This window comes from Stenotrophomonas sp. YAU14A_MKIMI4_1 (genome assembly GCF_003086855.1).
Lineage (GTDB): Bacteria > Pseudomonadota > Gammaproteobacteria > Xanthomonadales > Xanthomonadaceae > Stenotrophomonas.
This window is the reverse complement of the sequence record NZ_CP025998.1, coordinates 4,048,141-4,073,678: the sequence shown is the minus strand read 5'-3', so window position 1 is coordinate 4,073,678 and position 25,538 is coordinate 4,048,141. Positions and strand designations below refer to the sequence as shown.

21 protein-coding genes are annotated in these 25,538 nt (G+C 67.5%); 13 read left to right on the top strand and 8 right to left on the bottom strand.

All coding sequences use genetic code 11. The features are described 5' to 3' along the window. Positions 1 to 56 precede the first annotated feature (56 nt). From C1931_RS18325 to C1931_RS18300, 6 genes are all read left to right on the top strand, one after another. Entirely contained in the window at positions 57 to 1,004 is a 948-nt protein-coding gene (locus C1931_RS18325) for a hypothetical protein (protein ID WP_108757355.1), read from the top strand. Beyond that, on the top strand, positions 997 to 1,545 hold the full coding sequence (locus tag C1931_RS18320) for an ATP/GTP-binding protein (RefSeq protein ID WP_108757354.1): 549 nt from the start codon (positions 997 to 999) through the stop codon (positions 1,543 to 1,545). The genes C1931_RS18325 and C1931_RS18320 overlap by 8 nt, the downstream gene beginning before the upstream one ends. Continuing rightward, positions 1,538 to 1,954: a roadblock/LC7 domain-containing protein gene (locus C1931_RS18315; protein WP_108751061.1), complete on the top strand. Its 417-nt coding sequence runs from the start codon at positions 1,538 to 1,540 to the stop codon at positions 1,952 to 1,954. Before C1931_RS18320 ends, C1931_RS18315 begins: the two co-directional genes overlap by 8 nt. Before the next feature lie 54 nt (positions 1,955 to 2,008). Further along, positions 2,009 to 2,368, top strand: coding sequence for a hypothetical protein (locus C1931_RS18310; RefSeq protein WP_108751060.1), 360 nt, complete (start codon positions 2,009 to 2,011; stop codon positions 2,366 to 2,368). A 182-nt stretch (positions 2,369 to 2,550) separates the two neighbouring features. After that, positions 2,551 to 4,281, top strand: a complete 1,731-nt coding sequence (gene aceK / locus C1931_RS18305; RefSeq protein ID WP_108757353.1) for a bifunctional isocitrate dehydrogenase kinase/phosphatase — start codon at positions 2,551 to 2,553, stop codon at positions 4,279 to 4,281. Between the two features lie 62 nt (positions 4,282 to 4,343). Continuing rightward, positions 4,344 to 5,216 (top strand): energy transducer TonB, encoded by an 873-nt coding sequence (locus C1931_RS18300; protein ID WP_234412695.1) that lies wholly within the window; start codon positions 4,344 to 4,346, stop codon positions 5,214 to 5,216. Positions 5,217 to 5,240: 24 nt separating this feature from the next. On the opposite strand, the gene C1931_RS18295 is transcribed toward C1931_RS18300, so the two are convergent. The 5 genes from C1931_RS18295 to C1931_RS18280 form a co-directional block, all read right to left on the bottom strand. Beyond that, positions 5,241 to 6,815, bottom strand: coding sequence for a sensor domain-containing diguanylate cyclase (locus C1931_RS18295; RefSeq protein WP_108757351.1), 1,575 nt, complete (start codon positions 6,813 to 6,815; stop codon positions 5,241 to 5,243). A 107-nt stretch (positions 6,816 to 6,922) separates the two neighbouring features. Further along, a complete protein-coding gene (locus C1931_RS18290; protein WP_108757350.1) occupies positions 6,923 to 7,939 on the bottom strand; it encodes a cupin-like domain-containing protein in 1,017 nt (338 codons plus the stop codon). Between the two features lie 62 nt (positions 7,940 to 8,001). Continuing rightward, a complete protein-coding gene (locus C1931_RS18285; RefSeq protein ID WP_108757349.1) occupies positions 8,002 to 10,989 on the bottom strand; it encodes a TonB-dependent receptor in 2,988 nt (995 codons plus the stop codon). A 100-nt stretch (positions 10,990 to 11,089) separates the two neighbouring features. Further along, positions 11,090 to 11,359: a hypothetical protein gene (locus C1931_RS20370; protein ID WP_159093634.1), complete on the bottom strand. Its 270-nt coding sequence runs from the start codon at positions 11,357 to 11,359 to the stop codon at positions 11,090 to 11,092. A 194-nt stretch (positions 11,360 to 11,553) separates the two neighbouring features. Further along, positions 11,554 to 12,561 (bottom strand): LacI family DNA-binding transcriptional regulator, encoded by a 1,008-nt coding sequence (locus C1931_RS18280; protein WP_108754360.1) that lies wholly within the window; start codon positions 12,559 to 12,561, stop codon positions 11,554 to 11,556. A gap of 341 nt (positions 12,562 to 12,902) precedes the next feature. On the opposite strand from C1931_RS18280, the gene C1931_RS18275 reads away from it, so the two are divergent. Continuing rightward, a complete protein-coding gene (locus C1931_RS18275; protein ID WP_108757348.1) occupies positions 12,903 to 15,434 on the top strand; it encodes a glycoside hydrolase family 3 protein in 2,532 nt (843 codons plus the stop codon). Between the two features lie 138 nt (positions 15,435 to 15,572). Beyond that, entirely contained in the window at positions 15,573 to 16,640 is a 1,068-nt protein-coding gene (locus tag C1931_RS18270) for a hypothetical protein (protein ID WP_159095518.1), read from the top strand. A gap of 221 nt (positions 16,641 to 16,861) precedes the next feature. Here C1931_RS18270 and rho read toward each other — a convergent pair whose 3' ends face one another. Together rho and trxA are read right to left on the bottom strand one after the other, a co-directional pair. Then, positions 16,862 to 18,613: a transcription termination factor Rho gene (rho, locus tag C1931_RS18265; protein WP_108754357.1), complete on the bottom strand. Its 1,752-nt coding sequence runs from the start codon at positions 18,611 to 18,613 to the stop codon at positions 16,862 to 16,864. 227 nt (positions 18,614 to 18,840) lie between these two features. Beyond that, positions 18,841 to 19,170, bottom strand: coding sequence for a thioredoxin (gene trxA / locus C1931_RS18260; RefSeq protein WP_025878607.1), 330 nt, complete (start codon positions 19,168 to 19,170; stop codon positions 18,841 to 18,843). Between the two features lie 523 nt (positions 19,171 to 19,693). On the opposite strand from trxA, the gene rhlB reads away from it, so the two are divergent. From rhlB to ung, 5 genes are all read left to right on the top strand, one after another. Continuing rightward, the gene (gene rhlB / locus C1931_RS18250) at positions 19,694 to 21,415 is read left to right on the top strand and encodes an ATP-dependent RNA helicase RhlB (RefSeq protein ID WP_108757346.1); all 1,722 of its coding nucleotides are present in this window, start codon (positions 19,694 to 19,696) and stop codon (positions 21,413 to 21,415) included. A 123-nt stretch (positions 21,416 to 21,538) separates the two neighbouring features. Further along, positions 21,539 to 22,225 carry a cell division ATP-binding protein FtsE gene (gene ftsE / locus C1931_RS18245; RefSeq protein WP_108751049.1) on the top strand — a complete coding sequence of 229 codons (687 nt, stop codon included), beginning with the start codon at positions 21,539 to 21,541 and terminating at the stop codon, positions 22,223 to 22,225. A gap of 3 nt (positions 22,226 to 22,228) precedes the next feature. Then, positions 22,229 to 23,176, top strand: a complete 948-nt coding sequence (ftsX, locus tag C1931_RS18240) for a permease-like cell division protein FtsX (protein ID WP_108757345.1) — start codon at positions 22,229 to 22,231, stop codon at positions 23,174 to 23,176. A 7-nt stretch (positions 23,177 to 23,183) separates the two neighbouring features. Further along, a complete protein-coding gene (locus C1931_RS18235) occupies positions 23,184 to 24,026 on the top strand; it encodes a response regulator (protein ID WP_108757344.1) in 843 nt (280 codons plus the stop codon). After that, a complete protein-coding gene (gene ung / locus C1931_RS18230) occupies positions 24,023 to 24,736 on the top strand; it encodes a uracil-DNA glycosylase (RefSeq protein WP_108757343.1) in 714 nt (237 codons plus the stop codon). The genes C1931_RS18235 and ung overlap by 4 nt, the downstream gene beginning before the upstream one ends. 21 nt (positions 24,737 to 24,757) lie before the next feature. On the opposite strand, the gene C1931_RS18225 is transcribed toward ung, so the two are convergent. Further along, positions 24,758 to 25,108, bottom strand: a complete 351-nt coding sequence (locus C1931_RS18225; protein WP_234412190.1) for a helix-turn-helix transcriptional regulator — start codon at positions 25,106 to 25,108, stop codon at positions 24,758 to 24,760. Between the last annotated feature and the right edge of the window lie 430 nt (positions 25,109 to 25,538).

Genomic DNA, 25,538 nt, shown 5'->3' with positions numbered 1-25,538 from the left:
TTGTCCTAGCCTTGGCCTGCGAAACCGCCGGGGAGGCGGTTGCCCGGGGAACTCGGATGGCACGCGTGCTGGTGGTGGGAACCGATATCCAGGGCGAGCAGGCACTGCTGCAGCGCCTGCGTGTGGCCTCGGCGCTGCCTGACGGGCAGATCCGCCGCAGCCAGGATCTGGATGACTGCGATCTGCTGGTGATCCGCGATACGCCGGCCCTGCGCAATGCGGCACTGCGCATGCGCCAGCAGCGGCCCCGCCTGCAGTGCTGGATAGAAGACATCGGTGGGCAGCTGCGCCGCGGCGATGGTGGCCACGATGTGCTGGACGACGGAGCCATCGGCCATGCGCTACGCGGCATGCAGGCCGCGCCGGCGTCCACACCGGTACGCCTGGCCGACGGCGCCCATGCCATCACCCGCCTGCTGCGCGAGCGTTTGCCGTTGCGCCAGGGCCAGTTGCTGCTGGCCCTGGAGGGCCAGCCGCTGCTGCTGATGGATATCGAACAGGACCAGGCCGTGCTGCTGCAGGAGCCGGCCGCGCACCTCGTGGAGCGCCTGGCCGACGGATTCGAACACCTGCAGCTGGACGCGGTCACGGCCGTGCAGCTGCAGGCGCTGGCCGGTACGCGGCCGCGCCAGCCGCTGCGCCCGCTGCTGTGGCAATGGGCGCAGCGCAGCCGCCACTGGCAGGCACTGGACGAGCGCCTGCGCGGGGCCACGGTGAAGCTGCTGCGCTGGCCGGATTTCCGCGTGCTGGGCCACGATCACGATGCCTTCCGTCTGTGCTCGCTGCTGCTCAAGCGCGCCAGCACGGTGGATGAGTGCGCGATGCTGCTGGAGCTTCCCGCCGCGGCCGTGCGTGACTTCGTGCATGCGGCCTACCTGTGCGGCTACGCCCAGTTGCAGGGTTCGGCCACATCCACGGCCACGCCGCTGCGCGGCAGCAGCCCCGACCCTGGCCTGCTGGCCCGTCTGTGGCGCAGCCTGCGCGGGAACGAGCGCCATGCGTGAACACAAGGTGGTGGTGCTGGGCGGCATGGGCAGCGGCAAATCGACGCTGGTGCGCAGCATCGCGGCCGGCGCGGTGATCGATACCGATGTGGCCAACAGTGATCGCGCCGGTGCCGACAAAGCATCGACCACGGTGGCCCTGGACTACGCCGACATCGACCTGCCCAACGGCGAGCGCCTGCGCCTGTACGGCACGCCGGGCCAGCAGCGCTTCGACTTCCTGTGGCCGATCCTGCTGCAGGGCGCGCGTGGCGCGGTGCTGCTGCTGGACGCGCGCCGCAGCGGCCTGACCACCGAACTGGACACCTACCTGCAGGCCCTGCAGCCCTTCGCCGGTGCGCTGGCGCTGGTGGTGGCGGTCACCCACCTGGACCTGGCACCGGCAGCGGTACTGGACGACTGGGCGGCACGCGCCGTGCTGGACGGGCAACCGTTGCCGCTGCTGCCGCTGGATGCCCGCGATCGTGAGCAGGGACTGCTGCTGATGGATGTACTGATGAGCGAGATGGAAGCGCACGCCCTGGTGGCCGCGCATGGCTGACGGACAGCCGGCCCTGCTGCCTGACGAACGACAACGCGCGCGCCTGCAACCGCTGTTGCACGACCTGCGACAGCGCGTGGAGGGCGTGCGTGCGGTGGTGCTGGCCAGCGTGGATGGCTTTGCGGTGGTCAGTGCCGGTGCCGAAGGGCGCGGCGAACGGCTGGCGGCGATGACCAGCGCCATGCTGGCGCTGGCCGGCGCGGTGGGGCGCGAACTGGTACTGGGCGAACTGCAGACGCTGATGCTGGAGGCCGCCGGCGGCAAGGTGCTGATGCTGGCCATTACCGCCGAAGGGCGCGCACCGCTGCTGCTGATGGCCGCGTGCGACCAGCGCAGCGTGATCGGCCAGGTGCTGTGGCAGAGCAGGGAATGTGGCCGGGAGATCCTGGCCGAACTCGGCGGAACGTGAGCCCGGCCGCAGGGGAACGAGGGGCTCGAACCAACAAGATGAAGGGGAGCGCACGTGGCTGGACTGACTGAATCGCTGAATGCACTGATGGGGATTGACGGCGCGCAGGCCGTCGCCCTGGTCGATTACGAGAGCGGCATGCTGCTGGGCGAGGCCGGCGCGGGCATGGACATGGAGGTGGCGGCCGCCGGCAACACCGAAGTGATCCGCGCCAAGATGAAGACCGCCGCGTCGCTGAACCTCAACGACAGCATTGAAGACATCCTGATTTCGCTGGGCAAGGCGTACCACATCATGCGCCCGGTGGCGCGCAAGAAGGGCCTGTTCTTCTACATCGTGCTGGACCGGACCAAGAGCAACCTGGCCCTGGCCCGGCGCAAGGTGCAGGACGTGGAAGCCGAACTGGCGATCTGACCGCCCGCCTGACCGCCTTTCGTAGAGTCGAGCTTGCTCGACTGCTCCGCACCGGGCGTTCGTAGAGTCGAGCTTGCTCGACTGCTTCTACCCAAGGCAGTCGAGCAAGCTCGACTCTACGGAAAAGCAGCCGCCGCGCTCGACGCTACACAAGCCACCCCACGGCGGCGTATGGTTGACCCATGGCCGCCCTCGACTTCCCGCCGGAACTGCCCCTGCGCCTTGCCCAGGCCATCGCGGCCGGCTTCGAGGATTACCACGCGCGCTTTGCCGCCATCACGGCGCGCGCGCGTGGCCGCTTCGAGCAGCGCGACTGGGCCGGCGCACGCCAGGACGCGGTCGAGCGCATCGCCCTGTACGACCTGTGCATTGCCGAACGCATGGATGCCCTGCGGCGGTTGGCCGGCGAGGCCGTCGGCGAGCGCGCGCTGTGGCTGCAGGTGCACGCGCACTTCACCACCCTGCTGCAGGGGCTGATCGACGCCGAGCTGTACAAGACCTTCTACAACACGCTGTCACGGCGTTTGTTCGGCACCCGCGGCGTCGATCCGGCGGTGGAGTTCATCGCCTTCGACGTCGAGCCCTCCGATGCGATCACCCACCCGGTGGCCCGCCACACCTACTCGGTCTCGGCCACCCGGCCAGTGGAGGCCCTGCAGCGGGTGCTGGCCGACTATCGCTTCGATGTGCCGTATGCCCACCAGTTGCGTTGCGCTGCGGCCATCGCGGTGCGCCTGCAGGACGATCTTGCCCACTGGGGCGATACCCCGGTACGCAGCATCGAACTGCTCGATACGGTGTTCTACCGCGAGCGCCGCGCGTACCTGGTGGGGCGTGTATTTGGCGAACACCGTTTCTCGCCCTGCGTGATTGCCCTGGTGAACGACGCCGGCGGCCTGCGTGCCGACGCCGTGCTGACCCGCCGTCGCGATGTCGCCCATCTGTTCGGTGTATCGCGCAGCTACTTCCAGGCCGACCTGGCCACGGTGGGTGATGCAGTGGTGTTCCTGCGCAGCCTGCTGCCGGGCAAACCCATCGATGAGCTGTACACCGTGCTGGGCCGCGCCAAGCAGGGTAAGACCGAGCGTTACCGTACGTTCTTCCGCCATTTCGGCGACCATCCCAACGAGCAGCTGGTGCATGCCGAGGGCACACCGGGCATGGTCATGGCGGTGTTCACCCTGCCCAGCTACCCGCTGGTGTTCAAGCTGATACGCGACCGTTTCGCCTGGCCCAAGGCCATGTCGCGGCAGCAGGTGGAAGAGAAATACGCGCTGGTGTTCAACCTGGACCGGGTGGGGCGCCTGCTGGACGCGCAGCCGTACCGGCACCTGCGTTTCCCGCGTGCGCGGTTTGCTCCGGCGCTGCTGGATGAGCTGCTGCAGCAGTGCGCGCAGAGCGTGCGCGTGGATGGCGATGAGATCGAGATTGCGCTGTGCTACGTGCAGCGCCGTTTCCGGCCATTGAATCTGTACCTGCGCGAACAGAGCGGCGACGCCGTGCGTGCAGCGGTGCTGGACTACGCGCAGGCGATCACCGACATGGCGCGCAACAACATCTTTCCGGGCGACATGCTGCCGAAGAACTTCGGTGTATCGCGGCATGGGCGCGCGGTGTTCTATGACTACGACGAACTGTGCCTGGTCAGCGAATGCGTGTTCCGCGCCTGGCCGCAGCCGCGCTCACCGGAAGAGGCCATGGCCGACGAACCCTGGTTCCATGTGGGCCCGCGTGACGTTTTTCCCGAGCGCTTCGGCCCGTTCATGGGGCTGCCCGCGCAGGAACTGGCGGCGGTGCGCGAGCACTATCGCCATCTGTTCGATCCGCTGTGGTGGCAGGGGCTGCAGGCGCGTTTCGCGGCCGGCGACTACCCCGATACGCCCCCTTACGCAGGGGCGCACCGCCTGGCCTGAGCCTTGGATGCCCTGGCCGGGATGGGGTAGCCTGTGGTCTTCATGCACAAGGAGTGGCTGTGATGCGTACATCTCTTTTCCTGGCCGTGGCCCTGGCAGTGGGTGCCGGCGCAGTGACCTTCGACAGCGCGCAGGCGCAGACCGCGCGGGAAGTGCGCAAGCAGGCCGAGGCCAGCCTGACCCTCACGGGCGTCATCGATATCGGCCGCGAAGGACAGGTGGAAGGCTTCCGTCTGGACAAGCGCGACAAGGTGGGCGAGGGCGTTGCCGCACTGGTGGAAAGCACCGTGGGCCAGTGGCGTTTTGAACCGGTGAAGGTGGACGGCACTGCCGTGCCGGCACGCACCGCGGTGCGGCTGCGCCTGCTGGCCGACAACATGTCCGAGGAAAGCATGCAGGTGCGGGTGGCCGACGCCAACTTCGGCCCGGCCAATGCCAGCAAGGGGGCCAGCACCGATGAGGTGAAGGGCCTGCGCCTGACACGGCCGGAATACCCGCAGCGTGCGTGGGCCATGCGCGGGCAGGGCATGGTGCTGCTGCTGGTGAAGGTCGCCCGGGACGGTACCGTGGCCGATGTCGTGGCCGAGCAGACCAACCTGACATCGGTGGGCCCGGCGCGCACCATGGACCTGCTGCGCAAGACCCTGGCAGATGCCAGCGTCAGGACTGCCAAGGGCTGGACCTTCACCCCGCCCACCACCGGCAAGTACAAGGACAGCGAGTTCTGGACCGTGCGCGTGCCCGTGCACTACGACATCGACAACCGCGACGAACGCTACGGCCGCTGGTCGGCCTATATCCCGGGCCCGCGCCAGAAGGCGCCGTGGATTACCGGTGAGGATGCGCAGGCCACCGGCACCGATCTGCTGCCCGCAGGTGGCGTGTATATGGTCGGCACCCAGGACGGCCCGCGCCTGTTGACCCCGCTGGGCTGAGGCGGCGCCGCCATGCCCGCACGCTCAATCGGCGTGCGGGTACACCACCACCTGGTTGCGGCCCTGTTCCTTGGCCAGGTACAGGGCCTTGTCGGCCAGCCGCAGCGCCTGCTCCACATCGGCATGGAAGCTGGGGAAATGGGCCACGCCCAGCGACACGGTGATCGTGCCGACCGGGGCGAAGGCTTCGTCGGCGATGTGCCGGCGCAGCCGTTCGGCGGCCTGGCGTGCGGCATCGGTGCCGACGCCCGGCAACAGCAGCAGGAATTCCTCGCCGCCGGCGCGGCACAGCACGTCGGTTTCGCGCGAATGCCGGCGCATCTGTTCGGCAATGTGCACGATGGCCGCGTCGCCCACATCGTGGCCGTGCGTGTCGTTGATCGACTTGAAGCGGTCGATGTCCAGCGCCACGATCGCGAACGGTACGCCCTGCGCCTGCAGCAGCTCCAGTGCGTGCTGCAGGCCACGGCGGTTCAGCAGCCCGGTCAGCGGGTCGGTGCGGCTGGCCCGGTTCAGCGAACCGATGCGGTCCTGCAGGGCGTTGAAGCTGTACAGCACCGCCTGCTTCAACTGCGCCACTTCGAAATACCAGGCGCGGATGCCGGTCACGTGGTTGATCGCGTTGCCGGTGTCTTCGCCTTCCTGCACGTTGCGCGCCAGCTGCCACAGCGGCAGCGAGATGCGCCGTGCGAACCACCAGGTGATCAGCAGCGACAGCACGCCCAGCGGAATGGCATTCCAGATGACCGAGCTCATCAGGCGCGACAGCGGCTGCAGGGTCGCTTCGGTGGGGCGCTGGGCGATGATGCCCCAGCCGGTGGCCGGCACCGGCGCATAGCCGGACAGCTGGGCCACGCCGTGGTTGTTGACCAGCTGCTGGCTGCCGGAACGGCCGCGCATCAGCGCCTTCACCGCCGGGTTGTCCAGCGCGTAGGTGCCCACTTCCTTGGCATCGTTGTGGTAGATGATGCGACCGTTGTGGTCCACCACGTACAGGTACGAGCCATCGCGGTAGTAGTGCTTGCCCAGCAGGGTGTGCAGGGCGCTGCGCTGGCGCAGGTACAGGGTGCCGCTGACGTAGCCCAGGTAGTTGCCCTGGCGGTCGAAGATGGGGTGCGACAGCGAGATCAGCAGTTTGCCGGTGGCCGACTGGTAGGGATCGCTGATCAATGGCTGGCGCCGTGCCAGGGCCATCTGGCTGCCCACGCTCTTGAGCACTTCACCCTGCAGCTGCAGGGTCTGCGGTGAGGTCGCGATGACCCGGCCATCCACGTTCACCACAAGCGAGGAATTGAAGCTGCTGGACTGCAGCTGCAGGCGGCTGGCCTCGCGCTGCGCCTGCTCCGGCTCCAGGCCGGTTTCACCCAGCCGGGTCGCGGCGTAGGCCAGCTGCTGCTGCGCCGACAACAGGAAGTTCTGCGTGGTCTCGGCCAGTTTGCTGGCGTAGACCCGGTTGGCTTCCAGGGTGTTGCCCACCAGCTGGTCGCGCTGCACGCGGTAGCTGGCCAGCAGGGTGTTGGCCAACGCAATGAGCGTACTCAGCAGGGCCAGCGCAAGAATCAGCTTGCCCAGGTTCAGGCGGTTGGAGATCGGTGGCATGCGGCAGCGGAGCGCGGCGCGAACAATCGCAGCCGGCGCAGACGGTGGGGGGAACCGCCATTATGGGCACATTCGCGCGCGGCGGGGTTAACTCCGGTGCCCCGGTGTCATCGTTGCAGGCGGCGCCGCAGCGTATCGCGCACGCGTTCGGCACCGGCCGCCTCCAGCGGTGCAAGCACGCCACGCGCGTCCTGCGGCACATGCGCGGCCGTATGTTCGCCCGCCTCGAACACATAGTGGTCGAGCATCGTGCGCCAGTGTGCGCGTTGTTCCGGCGGCAGGTCGCGCAGTGCAAGGATGGCCAGCATCAGCGCGTTCATCGGTGAATCCATCCACGCCGGTACCGGCCGCCACCAGCTGTTGACCAGCACGTTGAACGCTTCCAGCCCTTCCATGTGGTGCCACCACAACGACGGAATGAACACCGCATCGCCGGGCGCCAGCTCGGCCACCTGGGCCTGCGCCCACGCCTGCGCGAAGCGCGGGAAGCGCTGCAGGTCCGGTGCGTGGAAATCGACCAGGCTGATCGCCTGCCCGGCTGGGGTGAAGTCCAGCGGGCCCACGTACAGGTTGTCGATCTGCTCCGGTGCGAACAGGGTGACGCGGCGGCGGCCGGCCGCCACGCAGGCCAGATTGTCCGGCACGTCCTGGTGGGCAGCGATGCGCGAGCGGTTGCCGATCCAGATGCTGGCCAGCGGGTCGGCCACGCCGAGGTGCAGCGGATTGGCCTGGCTGAAACCGGGCAGGAAGCTGTCCAGCGTGGTCGACGCCACATAGATGGACGGCGGCGCGGGATCACTGGCGTACTTCAGCAACGTGGCCAGCACCACCTTCAGCGGAATCTGTTCGCGGCGGAAATTGAAGCCGCTCATGTCTTCGTTGTAGAACAACCGGCCGCGGGTCTCGGGCGCGGCGGTGGTCGCCGTTACCGGCATCTGCCCATGGTCGAAGCTGGCCAGGTGGGCCACCGCTTCGGCCGCGGACCGGCGCGCTGCGGCCACCAGTGGCCAGTGCGCCACCAGTCCACGGATCACCTTCGGCGTCGTCCAGGTGGACAGCTGCACGTGCAGCTGCGCCGGGTCCAGGCCGTGGATCTCTTCGATGGGGCGGGGCGGTGAAGGCATGCGCGGGTATCCGGGGCAGTGTGGAGCCGGGCCTGGGCTCGGCTCCACACTACTGCAGCCGATCAGAACTTGTAACGCACGCCGAACATGTAGCGCGGGCCGGTCTGGGTGGCGTAGCGCAGCATGTTGGTGTGGCGCGAATAGGTGCGCATGGTCTCGTCGGTCAGGTTGATCGCTTCCAGGCTCAGGCTCAGCTGCTCGCTTACCGCGTAGCTGATGTTCAGATCGAGCTGGCCGTAGGCGGCGGTGTAGTTCGGGTTCGGGCCCTGGCCGCCGATGCCGTTGAGGAATTTGTCGCGCCAGTTGTAAGCCGCGCGGACCTGCCAGGCGTTCTTGTCGTAGAACGCAACCACGTTGGCCGAGTCGCTCAGGCCGATCATCGGGTACTGGTCACCCAGGCTGAGGTTGTTGAAGGTCAGCCCGGACTTCACCTTGGTGTAGTTGGCGGCCACGCCGAAACCGGACTGGCCGAACAGGTGCTGCACCGCCACTTCCCAGCCATCGAGGTGGTCCGAATGCTGGTTGGCCGGGACGGTGATGTCGAAGCCGGCGATCGGGTCGGTCGGCAGGCCTTCGATGGTGCCGGTCAGCTGGCCGGCCGAATTGACCCCGGTGAAGTTCACGCCCGGGTCGCCGGCGTGGTTGGTGAAGATGTAATCGCGGATGCACGGCATGTCGGTGCCGCCGCACGAGGCCAGCGCTTCGTTCCAGTACGCACCACCGACCGGCGTGTGCAGGCTGCCGGCGTTCTCGCGCACCACGGTGTCGCTGATGAAGTTCTTGATGTTCTTGCGGAAGAAGCCGGCCGAGGCGTAGCTGCCTTCGCCGTAATACCACTCCAGCGACAGATCGAAGTTGTCCGAGATCAGCGGTTCCAGCCCCGGGTTGCCGCGGCTGCCGCTGCCGCCCTGGGTGCGTACGATGTCGGCCAGTGACTGGCCGCTCTGGATCTGCGTCCAGCTCGGCCGGCCCAGCGTGCGGCTGTAGCTGCCGCGCAGTGCCAGCGTCTCGCTCAGATCCAGCTTCAGGTCGACATTGGGCAGCACGTAGTCGTACTTGCCGCGGCCACCAACGAAGCTGCTTTCCGGTGCGTACACGATGTTCAGTTCATTGGCCGAGCCCCAGCTGATGCCGGTCGGCACGCGCACCATCGCGCTGGATTCCACCTCGGTCTGTTCGTAGCGCACGCCGGCCGCCACGTGCAGCGGCATCGACCAGTCGAAGGTGGTGCGGTACTGCAGGAAGGCGCTGCGGGTCTTTTCGGTGGTGCGGATGTCTTCGGAGTACTCGGTGGGCGCGTAGTAGCAGGTCGGGCAGGCCGGATCGGCGTCGGTGCCGACCTGCGCGGCGCGGTCGATCAGGCGGTCGAAGTCGAACACCAGGAACTGGCCGGTCAGGCGCGGATCGCTGTGCCCGGAGAAGGCCTTGAAGTACTTGGCCATGTTGTCCGCATACCAGATGTCATCGGCATAGTCGGACGGCGAACCCAGGCCGCCCCAGGTATTGCGCTGCATGATGGCCGAGGCCGAGCGGTTTTCCACCTGGGTGTGGCCGATGCCGAAGTCCAGTGCCGAGTAGTCGGCGAAGCGGAACGTGCCGCGGCCCTGGTACTGCTGCACCTTGGATTTGTTGTAGCTGTTCTGGAACACCGAGCCGGTGACCAGCGCATCGGACGCCTGTACGCCACCCGGCGGCAGGGCGATGTTGATGATCGGCAGGTCACCGCTGTAGTCGACGGTGGTCTTGCCGCGTACGAAGGCGGCCACGCCGAGCACGCCGGCCGAGCCGTAGGGGCTGTCCGGCTGCGATTCGGCCTGGGAATTGTGTGCGTCGAACGACAGGTCCAGCGCGTCGTTCACTTCCCAGTCCACGTTGAAGCCGAGCGAGTGCATGTCGGTCTTGGTCGCCAGCCGCGCACCGCCCATCGACACGTCCGAGTTGGTCATGTCCTCGCTGTAGATGATCGGCGCCGCCACCGGGCCATTGGTCCAGGTGCTGTCGCCCGGGCCGTAGTTGAACCACACCGACAGCTCGCTGCGCTGCTGCTGCACCTTGTTCTCGACATAGGTGTAGTCCAGCGTGGTCGTGACATTGTCGGCCGGCTTCCACTGGAAGGTGGCCTGCGCGTTGGTGCGCTGGCGCTGCACGCCGTTGACGTTGTAGGCGGTGTTCTGCGGCCGCCCATACACATCGTTCGGGCCCGGCCGGTTGGTGATGCGGTCCGAGTAGCCCTGTCCCGGCTGCGGCAAGGCACGCCAGTCGGTGGTGTTGTTGCCGTAGAACGTGGCCCAACCCTCGGCCACGGTGGCCTGGTTGAAGCCGGAATCACGCTCCTGGTGGCTGGCACTGAGCGACACGCCGAAGCGGTCGTCGGCATAGCGCTGGCTGAAGATGCCCGACAGTTCGCCGGTCACGTTGGAACCCTGCAGCGTGCGCGGCAGGTTGTCGTTGGACGAATCGTTGACCGCCTTCAGGCCGAGGCTGATCACCGGCTCTGATTCGAGCGGGCGCAGTGTCTTGATGTTGATGGTGGCACCGATGCCGCCGGCCGGATTGTCGGCGCGACTGGTCTTGTAGACCTCCACCGCCGAAATCGACTCCGAGGCGAGATTGGCGAAGTCGAACGAGCGCGACCCGTTCAGGCCACCACCGCCGTTTCCGAGATTGGACGCCGGCATCTGCCGGCCGTTCAACAGCACCAGGTTGTAGTCGGGGCCGATGCCGCGCACGGTCACCTTCGAGCCTTCGCCACTGGACGTGCGGTCGATCGAGACACCGCTGATGCGCTGCAGTGATTCGGCCAGATTGGTATCGGGGAACTTGCCGATGTCCTCGGCAACGATGCCATCGACCACGCCCTGGCTGTCGCGCTTGAGGTTCATGGAAGACTGCAGGCTGCCGCGGATACCGGTGACCTGCACCGTATCGAGCGTGGCCGGGTCGGGAGCTTCGCCGGCAGGTGCATCCTGCGCCCAGGCCGGTGCAGCGAGCGCTGCCAGCAGCGCGGAAGTGAGCATCGTCTTGCGAGGTACTGCCTTGTACGTCTTCATGGAAGCTCCCTCCCCAGGGAATTCGGTGGTGTCGTTGCGGCGTCTTCTCGATGGCGGGTTACTGCACGTGGCCGGATTGGAGCGACGGTTGACAGCGTTGTCAACAAACTGCCATCAAGTGCGCCTCGGCAACGTGCGCGCAGGTCGCGATGTAACCGTTGCCATGAAAGTGCTCACGCGGATGAATTGCCTTTGGTTGCAGCATTTGCAGCGGTTTTTCAGCCATGACAGCGCTGCCAATGGATCGGTGGAATCGTGTTGTGCGGTGCAGAACGGAACTGCGCGGATGCAGGTGCAGCGAGCTGGGGGCGAGGGTGTTGGTGCGATTGACAGCGCTGGACAAACGCAATGCCCGGAGGATGTCGTGCATGTCCTCTGGATGGCTTGAATCGATGACCGGGAGGACAGGTTCTGGACATGGCAACGACGATGCACGGACAACGCATGCAGCGCAGTGTCCGCATGCAGGCCTGTCATCGCGCACGGCGAAGCGGCCGCCGCGCGCGTGCACGCACGTGTGTGGGAACCGGCAACGGACGCGCAGGTCCGCTGCGGCAGGGGGCGTCAGCGTCGGCGCGGTGCGGCGGTCGATTCGCGGTCCAGCACCGCGTGTTCGACCGTGATCATGCGTCCGGCCGTCTCGGTGCGGATGTGCTCGATCAGCTGCTCGGTGGCCAGCCGGCCCATGTGCGCGGTCGGCTGGCGCACGGTGGTCAACGCCGGGTAGATGTGGCCCGCGATGGGCGTGTCGTCGAAGCCGCACACCGACAGGTCGCGCGGCACGCGCAGGCCACGCTCGCCCGCCACGCGGTACACCGCGGCGGCCATGTCGTCGTTGGCGGCGAAGATCGCTGTCGGCGGGTCATCCAGGTCAAGCAGGAGGTTGGCCGCGTCCACGCCGGACTCGAAAGAGAACTGGCCGCTGACCACCAGTGCCGGGTCGTAGGCGATGCCTGCGTCGCGCAGCGCTTGGCGGTAACCGGCATGGCGCCACTGGCAGGCACCGTGCGCGCGCGGGCCCTTGATGTGGCCGATGCGGCGATGGCCCTGCGCGACCAGGTGGCCGATCAGTTCGACCACGGCGGTGGTTTCATCCATGCGCACGCCGATGCGGCCTTCCGGGTGGCGTGGCGCGATGCAGGCGAAGGGGATGTCCTGCTCTTCCAGGTAGGACAGCACCACCTCATCGTCGGTCAGTGGCGGGATCAGCACCACGCCATCCGGGCGCGAGTTCTCGAACAGCGCGGCCAGGTCGGGCAGGGTGCGGCGGCCGATGCCGACCGGGCCCAGGATCAGGTTGTAGTGCTGGGCATGACACGCTTCCAGCATGCCGCTCTGGATTTCCATCAGGTAGTTGCGCGACGGATTGTTGTAGACCAGCGCCAGTGCATACGAGCGCTGGCCGGCCAGGCTGCGCGCCGACAGGTTCGGCTTGTAGCCCAGCCGCGCCACCGCCGCCAGCACGCGTTCACGGGTCTGCTCGCGCACGTTCGGCTCATGGTTGAGCACGCGGGACACGGTCTTGATCGACACTCCGGCAACGGCGGCGACATCCTCGATTCGACTGCGCATGGTGCGATGGTTCCTCCTGGAAGGCGGCGGGCACGCGGCGATGGTAGTGCGTGCCGACCCGGTCGATGTTGCCGAAGCAGGCGGATGTTGCCACGACATGAGGGGCGCTGGCACCTCCCGATTTCGTGTCGCGATGCAGCACCCGCGCAGGCCGCCAGCATGCGATGGGCGCGCCGGAGCCCGCTGTTGCGGTACACGCGCCCGGTTGCACACGAACAACGATTGACAGCCGCGGGGACGCCTTATATGACAGCGCTGTCAGGAGCGGTGCGCAGGCGCCCATGCCGACGTGTTGCCGCAGCCGAACACGCCAGGAACTTCATCCACGGAGGTAGAGCCCAGTGAATCGCCCCACCCAGACCCTTCTTGCCAGCTGCCTGCTGGCCGCCCTTGCCGCGCCCGTGGGTGCCGCACCGGCCAGCGGCGAACGCCTGCAGGACTGGCCGCGCGTGCACAGCGCGATCGCCACCGATGCGCAGATCGAAAGCCGCGTGCAGCAGATCCTTTCGCAGATGACGCTGGCGCAGAAGATCGGGCAGATGACCCAGGCCGAGATCAAGACGATCACACCCGAGCAGGTGCGCCGCTACTACATCGGTTCGGTGCTCAACGGCGGCGGCTCGTGGCCGGGCATGGACAAGCACGCCAGCGTGCAGGACTGGCTGAAACTGGCTGATGCCTACCACGCTGCCTCGCTGGCCACCGATGCGAAGACGCCGGTGCCCGTGATCTGGGGCACCGATGCGGTGCATGGCCACAACAACGTACTGGGCGCCACCCTGTTCCCGCACAACATCGGCCTGGGCGCGGCCGGCGATCCGGAACTGATCGAGCGTATCGGCGAAGCAACCGCGCGCTCGGTGCGCGCCACCGGCATCGGCTGGGTGTTCGCGCCCACCCTGGCGGTGGCCCACGACCCGCGCTGGGGCCGCACGTACGAAAGCTATTCGTCCGACCCGGCGGTGATCCGCAGTTTCGCCCATGCCTACGTCAAGGGCGCCCAGGGCGCGTTCAAGGATGACGGCAACGTGGTCACCACCGCCAAGCACTACCTTGGCGATGGCGCCACCGACAGCGGCCGCGACCAGGGCGAGGCGCTGGTCGACAAGGCGACGATGATCAACGTGCATGCGCAGGGCTACTACGGCGCGCTGGCCGAAGGCGCGCAGACGGTGATGGCCTCGTTCAACAGCTGGAATGATCGTGCCGCCGGCGTCGACTACGGCAAGATGCACGGCAGCAAGGCGCTGCTGACCGACGCGCTGAAGGACAAGATGGGCTTTGACGGCTTCGTCGTCTCCGATTGGAACGGCATCGCCCAGGTGCCGGGCTGCCGCAACGACAGCTGCGCGCATGCGATCAACGCCGGCATCGACATGGTGATGGTGCCCGACGACTGGAAGGCCTTCATCGACAACACCACCGCGCAGGTGCAGAAGGGCGAGATCCCGATGGCGCGCATTGACGATGCGGTGACGCGCATCCTGCGGGTGAAGCTGCGCGCCGGCCTGTTCGAGCACAAGCCGTCCGACAGCCGCTATGCCGGTGATGCCAGCGCCGTGCAGCACCGCGAACTGGCGCGCCGTGCAGTGCGCGAATCGCTGGTGCTGCTGAAGAACGAAGGCAAGGTGCTGCCGTTGCGCCGCGATGCGCGCGTGCTGGTGGTCGGCAAGGGCGCCGACAACATCGGTGACCAGTCCGGTGGCTGGTCGCTGACCTGGCAGGGTACCGAGAACAAGAACGCCGATTTCCCAAACGCCGATTCGGTGCTGGGCGCGCTGCGCGCCGAACTGGGCGCGGACAAGGTCAGCTTCAGTGCCGATGGCCAGGGCGTCGACCCGAAGTCCTTCGACGTGGTGCTGGCGGTGATCGGGGAGACGCCGTATGCGGAAACCAACGGCGACATCCTTGCCTCGGATACCGTCAGCCACAGCCGTGCCTACCCGCAGGATCTGGCCGCGCTGAAGGCGGCCGCTGCGACCGGCAAGCCGGTGGTGACGGTCTACCTGTCCGGTCGCCCGATGTACACCAACGATCTGCTCAACCTGTCCAGCGCCTTCGTCGCAGCCTGGCTGCCGGGCACCGAAGGCAAGGGCGTGGCCGACGTGCTGGTGGCCGGCAAGGGCGGCAAGCCCGCGCACGACTTCCGCGGCCGCCTCAGCTTCCCCTGGCCGGGCGTGCCCTGCCCGGCACCGATCGACCAGCCCGATGCGAAGAAGCCGTCGCTGTTCGCGCTCGGCTATGGCCTCAGCTACGCCAAGGGCGGCAAGGTCGCCCGTCTCGAAGAGGCCGACCCGGACAGTTGCGGCGAAGTGACGGTGCTGCCGATCTTCAACCGCGCCGACACGCCGCCGTTCGCGTTGCACGTAGCGGCCGCGGGCGCCACCCAGCCGCTGGGCAATGATCTCAATGCCACCCTGCGCTGGCCGACCGCCACGCCGGTGGTGCAGGTGCGTACCGTGCAGGTGAACACCCAGCAGGATGCCAAGGAAGTGACCTGGCTGGCCCCGGCGCAGCTGATCGCACGCAGCACCTCGCGGCGCAACCTGGGCGCCCTGGCGCGCAGCAACGGCGCGCTGCAGTTCGACGTGCAGCTGGTGAAGCGACCGGCCTCGCCGGTGAAGGTGACCATGCAGTGCGGCATCGGTTGCGAGGGTGGGGTGGATATCGCCCCGCTGCTGGGCAGACTCTCGCCGGGCCAGAAGCAGACGGTGACCGTGCCGCTGGCGTGCTTCGCCAAACAGGGTGTGGCATTGGGCGCGGTGGAGGCTCCGTTCGTGGTGAGCGCGGACAAGCCGTTTGCGGCGGCATTCACCCAGATCAAGTTGACCGCCAACACGGCCAACGCCGAGGGCGCGGTGGCCTGCCCGTAAGACGCGCGCCCGTGCGGGCGCACGCCGGTCCGCGCGGCAAAACGGGATGCTGTTCCGTCCGTTGATCCTGGTGCGCCGTTACACTGGCGCGCCAGGAAACGATCCGCGCATGGCGTGGATTCACACACAAGGACGATCATGCGGCGTTTGTTCCAGAGCGTGCGGCTGCTGCCGTACGCCTCCACCGTGAATGTCAGGCTTGTCGGCGAAGCGCAGGCCCTGCTGCAGCAGGTGCGCGAGGGCGCCTACGCCTCGGCTTCGGCCACCATGGCCGGGGTGCATGAAGGCGACCAGGTGAACTTCTATGCCTGTCTGGGTGAGCTGAAGGACGCCATGGCGATTGCTGCGCAGTGGCTCGCCGCCGAACCCGACTCCGCCGATGCTGCGCTGCTGCTGGCCTTCGCCGAACTGGGGGAAGCGTGGCGCGTGCGCGGTGAGGATTACTACGACGACATTCCCGCTGCGCGCAGGCGCGCGTTTCCGCTGAAGTTCCAGGCCGCGCAGACGCGGTTCAAGGAACTGGCCGCGCGCATCAATCCGCCGCCGTTGGCGTTCTATGGGCTGCTGCATTGCGATGTGGTGTGTGACATCGAGCGTGATGCGCGCAGCCAGCGCTTCGCAAAGGTAATGGCGATGGTCCCCTTCCACGCGCCATCGGTGCACATGCTGGCCAAGGCCAGCATGGGCAAATGGGATGGCAGCGATGAGCAGATGTGGGCGTACCTGCGCTGGATCAGCGAGCACGCACCGCGTGGCCGCGATGCGCATGCGGTGATCGCCTGGCACGTGGTGGAATGGGCCGAGACGTGGGTGGACGAGTGCAATGCACCGCTGGAAATCGTCGGCGTGGTGCGCGCGGGCAGGGTGCCCGGGCTGGCGGACCTGGTGCGCAAGGCGCTGCTGGACTGGCTGGACGTGCACCCCGCCGGGCTCGCTCACGCGCTGGCCGGGCGTACGTCCCTGCGCGAACGCCGTCACCTGAGCCAGTTCGCATTGGCGCTGTACTTCAGCGGTGCGTGGGAAGAAGCGCGCGTGGTGATGCAGGCGCAGGGCGGCAAGGTGCCGGTGGAGCCGTGGTGCTACCTGGCCTACCGCGGCAGCAGCATCCTCAGTGAAATGCTGGGCGGCACGTTGCGCTGCGCCGGCCTGGCCCACGACCGCATCTGCCGTGACCTCGGCCTGGACCCGCGGCAGGTCTGCGCGTAAACCCAAGCCGCCGGGCATGGCCCGGCGCTACCGGGGGGGATGCATCCGCCGGGCTTGGCCCGGCGCTACCGGGGGGTGATGCATCCGCCGGGCATGGCCCGGCGCTACCGGGGGGTGATGCATCCGCCGGGCATGGCCCGGCGCTACCGGTAGATCCACGCCATGCGTGGATGGGGCCGTCCCGAAAGCAAAAAAAAGCCCCGCACTGCGGGGCTTCTTTCTTATCGCTTCATGGAACCGAAGAACTCGTCGTTGGACTTGGTGTTCTTCATCTTGTCCAGCAGGAATTCCATCGCGGCCATTTCATCCATCGGATGCAACAGCTTGCGCAGGATCCAGATCTTCTGCAGCAGTTCCGGTTCGATCAGCAGGTCTTCGCGGCGGGTGCCCGAGCGGTTGATGTCGATGGCCGGGAACACACGCTTTTCAGCGATGCGACGGCTCAGGTGCACTTCGCTGTTGCCGGTGCCCTTGAACTCTTCGTAGATCACTTCGTCCATCTTCGAGCCGGTGTCGACCAGCGCGGTGGCGATGATGGTCAGGCTGCCGCCTTCTTCCACGTTGCGCGCAGCACCGAAGAAGCGCTTCGGGCGGTGCAGGGCGTTGGCGTCCACACCACCGGTCAGCACCTTGCCCGAGCTCGGCACCACGTTGTTGTAGGCACGTGCCAGGCGGGTGATCGAGTCCAGCAGGATCACCACGTCCTTCTTGTGTTCGACCAGGCGCTTGGCGCGCTCGATCACCATTTCGGCTACCTGCACGTGGCGTGCGGCCGGTTCGTCGAAGGTCGAGCTGATGACTTCGCCGCGCACGGTGCGCTGCATTTCGGTCACTTCTTCCGGGCGCTCGTCGATCAGCAGCACGATCAGGTGCACGTCCGGGTGGTTGGTGGTGATGGCCGTGGCCACCTGCTGCATCATCATCGTCTTACCGGCCTTCGGCTGGGACACGATGAGCGAACGCTGGCCCTTGCCCTGCGGCGCCATCAGGTCGAGGATGCGGCCGGTGATGTCTTCCGACGAACCGTTGCCGCGCTCCAGGGTGAAGCGGCGACGCGGGAACAGCGGGGTCAGGTTCTCGAACAGCACCTTGTTCTTCGACGCTTCGATCGGCTCACCATTGATGGTGTCGACGATGTTCAGTGCGAAGTAGCGCTCGCCGTCCTTCGGGAAGCGGATGCGGCCGGAGATGTGGTCGCCGGTGCGCAGGTTGAAGCGGCGGATCTGGCTGGGCGAGATGTAGGTATCGTCCGGGCCGGCCAGGTAGCTGGCTTCGGCCGCGCGCAGGAAGCCGAAGCCGTCCGGCAGGATTTCCAGCACGCCGTCGGCGGCGACGCCGTCACCGTGGCGGGTCAGCACCTTCAGCAGGGCGAAGATCACGTCCTGCTTGCGGGCGCGGGCGACGCCTTCGGAGATCTGCAGCTGCTCGGCGATTTCCAGCAGCTTCTGCGCCGGCATGCGCTTGAGGTCGCTCAGCGAATAGACCGGGAAACCTTCCGGCACGTTGGCGTGCGGGCGCGGCACGAAGGGCTGCTGCTCGCCGCCGTCCTGCGGCATGCCGTCATCGCGGCCACCGCGGTTGCGGTCACGGTCGCGACGGTTGCGGAAGCGGTCGCGGCGGTTGCCCTGGCCCTGCTGGCCGTTCTGGTTGTACGGGTTGTTGTTCTGGCCCTGGTTCTGGCCGCCACCCTGACCACCCTGGTGGTTCTGCTGGCGCGGCTGGCCGGATTCGCGGCCTTCGCCGGCGTCACCGCCGCCGGAGGCGGGGGCTTCAGCGGCGGGCGCGCTCGGCGCGGGGGCGGCTGCGGCCGGTGCCGGCGCTTCGGGCGCGGCTGCCAGCGGCAGGGTCGGCTGCGCGGGGGCAGCGCTGGTTTCGGCGGCTGCCGGAGCGGCGGCCTTGCTCACGCGGGGCTTGCGCACGCGCTTTTCGGCGGGCGCATCGGCGCTGCCGGTTTCGGAAGTGTGATCGGACAAGAGCGTTATTCCTCGCTTGAAGGTGCGAGCGCCCGGCTGGGGCGGCGAACGTTGGGAATGGGTCTGGAAGAAACTGCGTCCAGAGGGTGCGGCACGCGAACGCGGCCGGATATGCCGACACTATCATCGGCCCGCGGCGCCTTGCAAGGGTCACCGGGAATGGCATTCATGCGGGCGCGGGGCGCCCAGCGGCAGCCGCGGTCAGCGGCTGCCGTGGAACAGCAGGATCAGGCCAGGGCCTTGTCCAGCAGGCCGGCCAGCTGGGCCTTGCCCACCGCACCGATCTGCTCGCCCACCTTTTCGCCGTCCTTGAAGACGACCAGGTAGGGAATGGAACGCACGTGGTACTTGGCGGCCAGCGCACGGTTGTTGTCGACATTGACCTTGGCGATCTTGGCGCGGCCCTGGTAGGCGTCGGCCAGTTCGTCCAGCGCCGGGGCGATCATCTTGCACGGGCCACACCACTCGGCCCAGAAATCGACCAGCACCGGTTCCTTGGAATTCAGCACTGCGCTATCGAAGTCGGCATCGCCGACGTGTACAACCTTGTCGCTCATCTTGGTTTCTCGTCTTGGATTGCACCCGGCCAGGCCGGAGGTGGGTGAACTGGGCCATGCCCGGTGGCGCGACCCTCGTCGTTGCCTCGCGGCGGTGTGCCACGGTGCGTTCGGCGGGATGCCTGGACGCTCACGGCCGGCAGTGTACCCCTATCGCAGCGCGGGGACAGAGGCTGGCTGGAACCCAGCGTATCGTGACCGTGTCCGACGACGGTATGTGTCGGATTTCACTGTCTTCCCGGGATATGGGGGCATCTGGCGGCCGGCCCAGCCCCTGTCGGCGGGGGGCGTTCAAGTGCGGTGTGGCTGGGTGAAGAGCGGGGTGCAGGGTTCGTCTCTAGGCGGGTTGAGACGGCTGCGCGGGATTGCCGGCCCGGTTGCGGTAAACTGAGGCATTGTGCGGCGTGCGGACCCGGTGGTCCCAGCCTGCCAACCCGCCGCAGGGGCCGCAGTTTGCGACGGTGCCCCTAGACGATGAAGTGCCAGCCGCCCCACGGGCCGGCGGCCATACCAAGACGGACTCATGAGCGACAAACCGCTGACCGATTTGACCTTCTCCTCCTTCGAGCTGCACCCGGCCCTGCAGGCGGGCCTTGAAGGAGCCGGATTCACCCGTTGCACCCCCATCCAGGCGCTGACCCTGCCGGTCGCGCTGCCCGGTGGCGATGTTGCCGGCCAGGCCCAGACCGGCACCGGCAAGACGCTGGCCTTCCTGGTCGCTGTCGTAAACCGCCTGCTGACGCGTCCGGCGCTGGCCGACCGCAAGCCGGAAGATCCGCGCGCACTGATCCTGGCGCCGACCCGCGAACTGGCCATCCAGATCCACAAGGATGCGGTGAAGTTCGGTTCCGACCTGGGCCTGCGTTTCGCTCTGGTCTACGGCGGCGTGGATTACGACAAGCAGCGCGAGCTGCTGCAGCAGGGCGTGGACGTGATCATCGCCACCCCGGGCCGCCTGATCGACTACGTGAAGCAGCACAAGGTGGTTTCGCTGCACGCCTGCGAAATCTGCGTGCTGGACGAAGCCGACCGCATGTTCGACCTGGGCTTCATCAAGGACATCCGCTTCCTGCTGCGCCGCATGCCCGAGCGCACCACCCGGCAGACCCTGCTGTTCAGCGCCACCCTCAGCCACCGCGTGCTGGAGCTGGCCTACGAACACATGAACGAGCCGCAGAAGCTGGTGGTCGAAGCCGAGACCATCACCGCTGCGCGCGTGCGCCAGCGCATCTACTTCCCGGCCGACGACGAGAAGATCCCGCTGCTGCTGGGCCTGCTGTCGCGCAGCGAAGGCGCGCGCACCATGGTCTTCGTCAACACCAAGGTCTTCGTCGAGCGCGTGGCGCGTTCGCTGGAAAAGGCCGGCTACCGCGTGGGCGTGCTGTCCGGTGACGTGCCGCAGAAGAAGCGTGAGAGCCTGCTCAACCGCTTCCAGAAGGGCCAGCTGGAAATCCTGGTGGCCACCGACGTGGCCGCCCGCGGCCTGCACATCGACGGCATCAAGTACGTCTACAACTACGATCTGCCGTTCGATGCCGAAGACTACGTGCACCGCATCGGCCGTACCGCGCGCCTGGGCGAAGAGGGTGATGCGATCAGCTTCGCCTGCGAGCGCTACGCGATGGGCCTGCCGGACATCGAGGCCTACATCGAGCAGAAGATTCCGTCCGAGCCGGTCACCAAGGAACTGCTGACCCCGCTGCCGCGCCCGGAACGTCCGGCCCCGGCTGCGGGCGAGGAAGGCGAGGAGAACGAGAGCGTCGGCCAGATCTTCCGTGAAGCGCGCGAAGCCCGCGCTGCCGAGGAAGAGCGTCGTGGCGGTGGCCGCAGTGGTGGCCGCTCCGGCGGTGGCCGTGGCGAGCGCCGTGACGGTGAGCGCAGTGGCGAGCGTCGCCCGCGTGGCCCGCGCAAGCCGCGCGTGGAAGGCGAGCAGACGGCCGCCGCGCCGGTCGAGGGTGCCGAGGCCGCCGTGGCCCAGGCCCCGCGTCCGCCGCGCCCGCCGCGCGCCGAAGGTGCAGTGGAAGGCGCCGCCGAGGGCGAGCGCAAGCCGCGCAAGCGCCGTCGTCGTCGCCACGGCCGTCCGGTCGAAGGCGCCGAAGGCGTGCAGACCTCGTCGGGCAACGGCGCCAACCCGGTCACCCCGGTGCAGGTGGTGGCCAAGCCGGTACGCACCGCCGCCGATACCGGTGATTCGTTCCTGACCCGCATCGGCCGCAAGATCCGCCGGATGCTGTCGGGCAACTGATCGGCACTGCCGATCAGCGGGTAGCGCCGGGCCATGCCCGGCGAGCGCAGCGGCAGATTGAAAAATCCGCCGGGCATGGCCCGGCGCTACCGATCCGTCGCGTCGGTCCTGCATAATCGGGGCATGAGTGTCCTGCGCTTTGACAATGTCAGCAAACAGTACGCCGGTGGCCACGAGGCGCTGATCGATGTCAGCTTCGAAGTGGCCCCCGGCGAAATGCTGTTCGTCACCGGCCATTCCGGGGCGGGCAAGAGCACCCTGCTGCGGCTTATCCACCTGGACGAACGGCCGAGCCGCGGCGCGGTGGTGTTCGACGATCGCAACCTGCTGAAGGTGCGCGGCGGCGATGTGCCGCGCCACCGTCGCGCGGTCGGCGCGGTCTACCAGGACCATCGCCTGCTGATGGACCGGTCCATCGCCGAGAACGTGGCCCTGCCGCTGATCCTGCGCGGCACGCGCCGCGCCGATATCGGCAAGCGCGTGCGCTCGGTGCTGGAACGCATGGGCCTGGGCCACCGCGAAAAGGCACTGCCGTCGCAGCTGTCGGCCGGTGAGCAGCAGCGCGTCGGCATTGCCCGCGCCATCGTGGGCGAACCCAAGCTGCTGGTGGCCGACGAGCCGACCGGCAACCTCGACCCGACCCTGGCCGCCGAAATCATGGCCCTGTTCGCCGAACTGCCTTCGCGCGGCACCAGCGTGCTGGTGGTCAGCCACGATCTGCCGCTGCTGCGGCGCATGCGCAAGCGCGTATTGATCCTGGACCACGGCCGGCTGGTGGATGACATCTCGCCGCAGGATCTGGCGGAGTAACCCATGGCCAAGAACGAAAACGCCGAAGCCGCCGCACCCTCGCGCCTGGGCGTGTGGATCCAGCACCACGTACACAGCGTGGTGTTCAGCCTGGGCCGTGCCTGCCGCAAGCCGTGGGCCACCCTGCTGACCGTGATGGTCATGGCGCTGGCACTGGCGCTGCCGTTGGGGTTGTCCATCGCGCTGGACAACCTGAAACAGTTCGCTGGCAGCGTGCAGCAGTCGCGCGACATCAACGTGTTCCTGAAGGCCGATGTGGACGGTCCCGGCGCACTGCGCCTGGCCGGCGAACTGCGCGACCGCCAGGACGTGGCCAACGTGGCCGTGCGCACCCCCGAACAAGGCCTGGAGGAACTGCGCCAAGCCGGCCTGGGCGAGGCGATCGACGCCCTCAACGACAACCCGCTGCCCTCGCTGCTGGTGGTGACCCCGGCGCAGGGCCAGGATGACGCGCGTCTGGCGCGCGCGCTGGAAAGCCTGCCCGGTGCCGACCTGGTGCAGCACGATGCCTTGTGGCGCAAGCGCCTGGATGCATGGCTGGCGTTCGGCGCGCGGCTGGTGCAGGTGCTGTCGGCGCTGCTGGGCGTGGGCGCCGCGCTGGTGGTGGGCAACACCGTGCGCCTGGATATCCAGGCCCGCCGCGAGGAAATCGGCGTGCTGCAGCTGCTGGGCGCCAGCGATGGCTTCATCCGCCGCCCGTTCCTGTACCTGGGCGCGTGGTACGGCCTGGGCGCCGGTGCCGTGGCACTCGCGCTGATCGGCGTGGCCGGTGCCGCATTGCGCGCACCGCTGGCCGACCTTTCGCGCAGCTACGGCAGCCCGTTCGTACTGCACGGGCTGGACCTGCTGCACGGCAGCCTCGTGCTGCTGGGCACCCTGCTGCTGGGCTGGCTGGGGGCCTGGCTGGTCACCGGCCACTTCCTGCGCCAGACCCGCCCCACCGACACCTGAGACCTGCATGCAACCGCAAGCGCTGAAGCATATTGAAGGGCCCGCGACGCGGGTGATGGTGGTCGATGGGTCCAAGCTGGTCCGCAAGCTGATTGCCGACGTGCTGCAGCGCGACCTGCCCGGCGTGGAGGTGATCGGCTGCGACAGCATTGAAGAGGCGCAGCAGGTGCTGGCGCAGGGCCCGGTGGACCTGGTCACCACCTCGCTCACCCTGCGCGATGGCGACGGCCTGGACCTGGCCCGCAAGGTGCGCGAGGCCGCCGGCCAGGCCTATGTGCCGGTGATCGTGGTGTCTGGCGACGCGCAGCAGCACCTGGAGCAGCGCCGCTTCACCGAATTCGTTACCGACTATTTCGATAAGTCGCTGGGCCACGAAGCCCTGGCGACGTTCATCCGTGGCTACGTGCAGCCGCAGACCATTCCTGGCGCCACCATTCTGTACGTGGAAGACAGCCGGGTCGTGGCCGAGGCCACCAAGCGCATGCTGGAACGGCAGCAGTTGAACGTGCTGCACGTGGTCAGTGCCGAAGAAGCCTTCACCCTGCTCACCGCCGAATCGCTGGGCCGCAGCCGCCACCGCATCGACCTGGTGCTGACCGACGTGACCCTGAAGGGGGAACTGAGCGGGCGTGACGTGGTGCAGCGCGTGCGCGTGGATTTCGGTTACGGCAAGCGCCGCCTGCCGGTGCTGGTGATGACCGGCGACGGCAATCCGCACAACCAGACCGGCCTGCTGCAGGCCGGTGCCAACGATCTGGTGCTCAAGCCGATCGAAGAACGCCTGCTGGTGACCAAGGTGCTGTTCCAGCTGCGCCTGGCCCGCTTGAACGATGGACCTGTATTGAAATGATCGACGAAGTAGTGGGAACCCCGGCTATCCAGCTGGAGCCGAGCTGGAAGCAGCGCGTGGGCGATTATCTGCTGCAGCCGCAGATGCGCGAGCTGTCCGCGTTCCTGCGCCAGCGCAAGGCCAGCGGCGCGGCGGTGTTCCCGCCGGGGCCGCAGATCTTCGCTGCGTTCGACGCCACCCCGTTCGAGCAGGTGAAGGTGGTCGTGCTGGGCCAGGATCCCTACCACGGCCAGGGCCAGGCCCATGGGCTGAGCTTCTCGGTGCAGCCCGGCGTGCCGGTGCCACCTTCGCTGCTGAACATCTACAAAGAGATCGAAGGCGACCTGGGCATTGCCCGGCCCGATCACGGCTGCCTGCTGCCGTGGGCGCAGCGTGGCGTGCTGCTGTTGAACGCGGTGCTGACGGTGGAGGAGGGCAGTGCCGGCGCCCACCAGGGCCGCGGCTGGGAAGGCTTCACCGACCACGTGGTGGACGTGCTGAACCGCGAACGCGACGGCCTGGTGTTCATGCTCTGGGGCGCGTACGCGCAGAAGAAGGGCAAGGTGATCGACACCGGCCGCCACCGCGTGCTGAAGGCGCCGCATCCCTCACCGTTGTCGGCGCACCGCGGTTTCCTCGGCTGCCGCCATTTCTCGATGGCCAACGACTACCTGCAGCGCCAGGGCCAGGCGCCGATCGACTGGTCGCTGCCGCCGCGCGCCCGCCTGTAACCCGGCGGGCCCACCGCAGCGTCACACGCCCAGCATCTCGATGATGTCGTGCGCCACCTTGCGCTTGCGCGGCGGCAGCCGCCGTACCAGCGACAGGATGTTGCCCTCCAGGTCATTGCGCGCGTAATCGGCGCTGGGCGGCGCCGCCCCCAGTTCCTCATCGTCCGGCTTGCCGCAGCCGCGGCCCGTGGCCAGCCATTCAAAGCGGACCTCGGTCACCACTGCGATCCGGGCCAGATGCGACACGCTGGGATGGGTGCCGCCGCGCCGCTCCCATTGCGCCACCGCACTGCGCTTCACCCCGGTTTCCTGCGCCAGCTGTGTCTGTGAAAGTCCGGCCGCCGTGCGTGCACCGCGGATTCGATCAGCCATCGACAACATCGGTATTCCCCCTTTCCCTGTCCCTAGTTGATGGGTGGTTATCGATACTTACCGGGCAGCGATTCTTTTACGTGCCTGTACAGAATGACTGTCTGCCCTTGCCGCACCTGGGTTTCCCATCGTCTCCTCCCTGGCGACAGTGCTGCTTACTACCGTCTTCACGCCGTCTTGTTTGACCCCTGCGCGCGCAAACGTAATTAATCGCAAAACCGGCCACGCAGCGCCGGAAAACATCAGAAACATCGAAGCCAGTGTGCGACACATGCCTCATCACCGGCAATGTCCGGGCGGTGCTGGGCGGGTGCAGCCGCGGCGCAGGGGATGGGGCGATGGATAAGGCTTCAGTCGTGAAGCGGGTGTCAGTGTTACTCACCAAAGTAAATGTCCTGCTATTTAGTGTGATCCTGTGCACATTAATAAT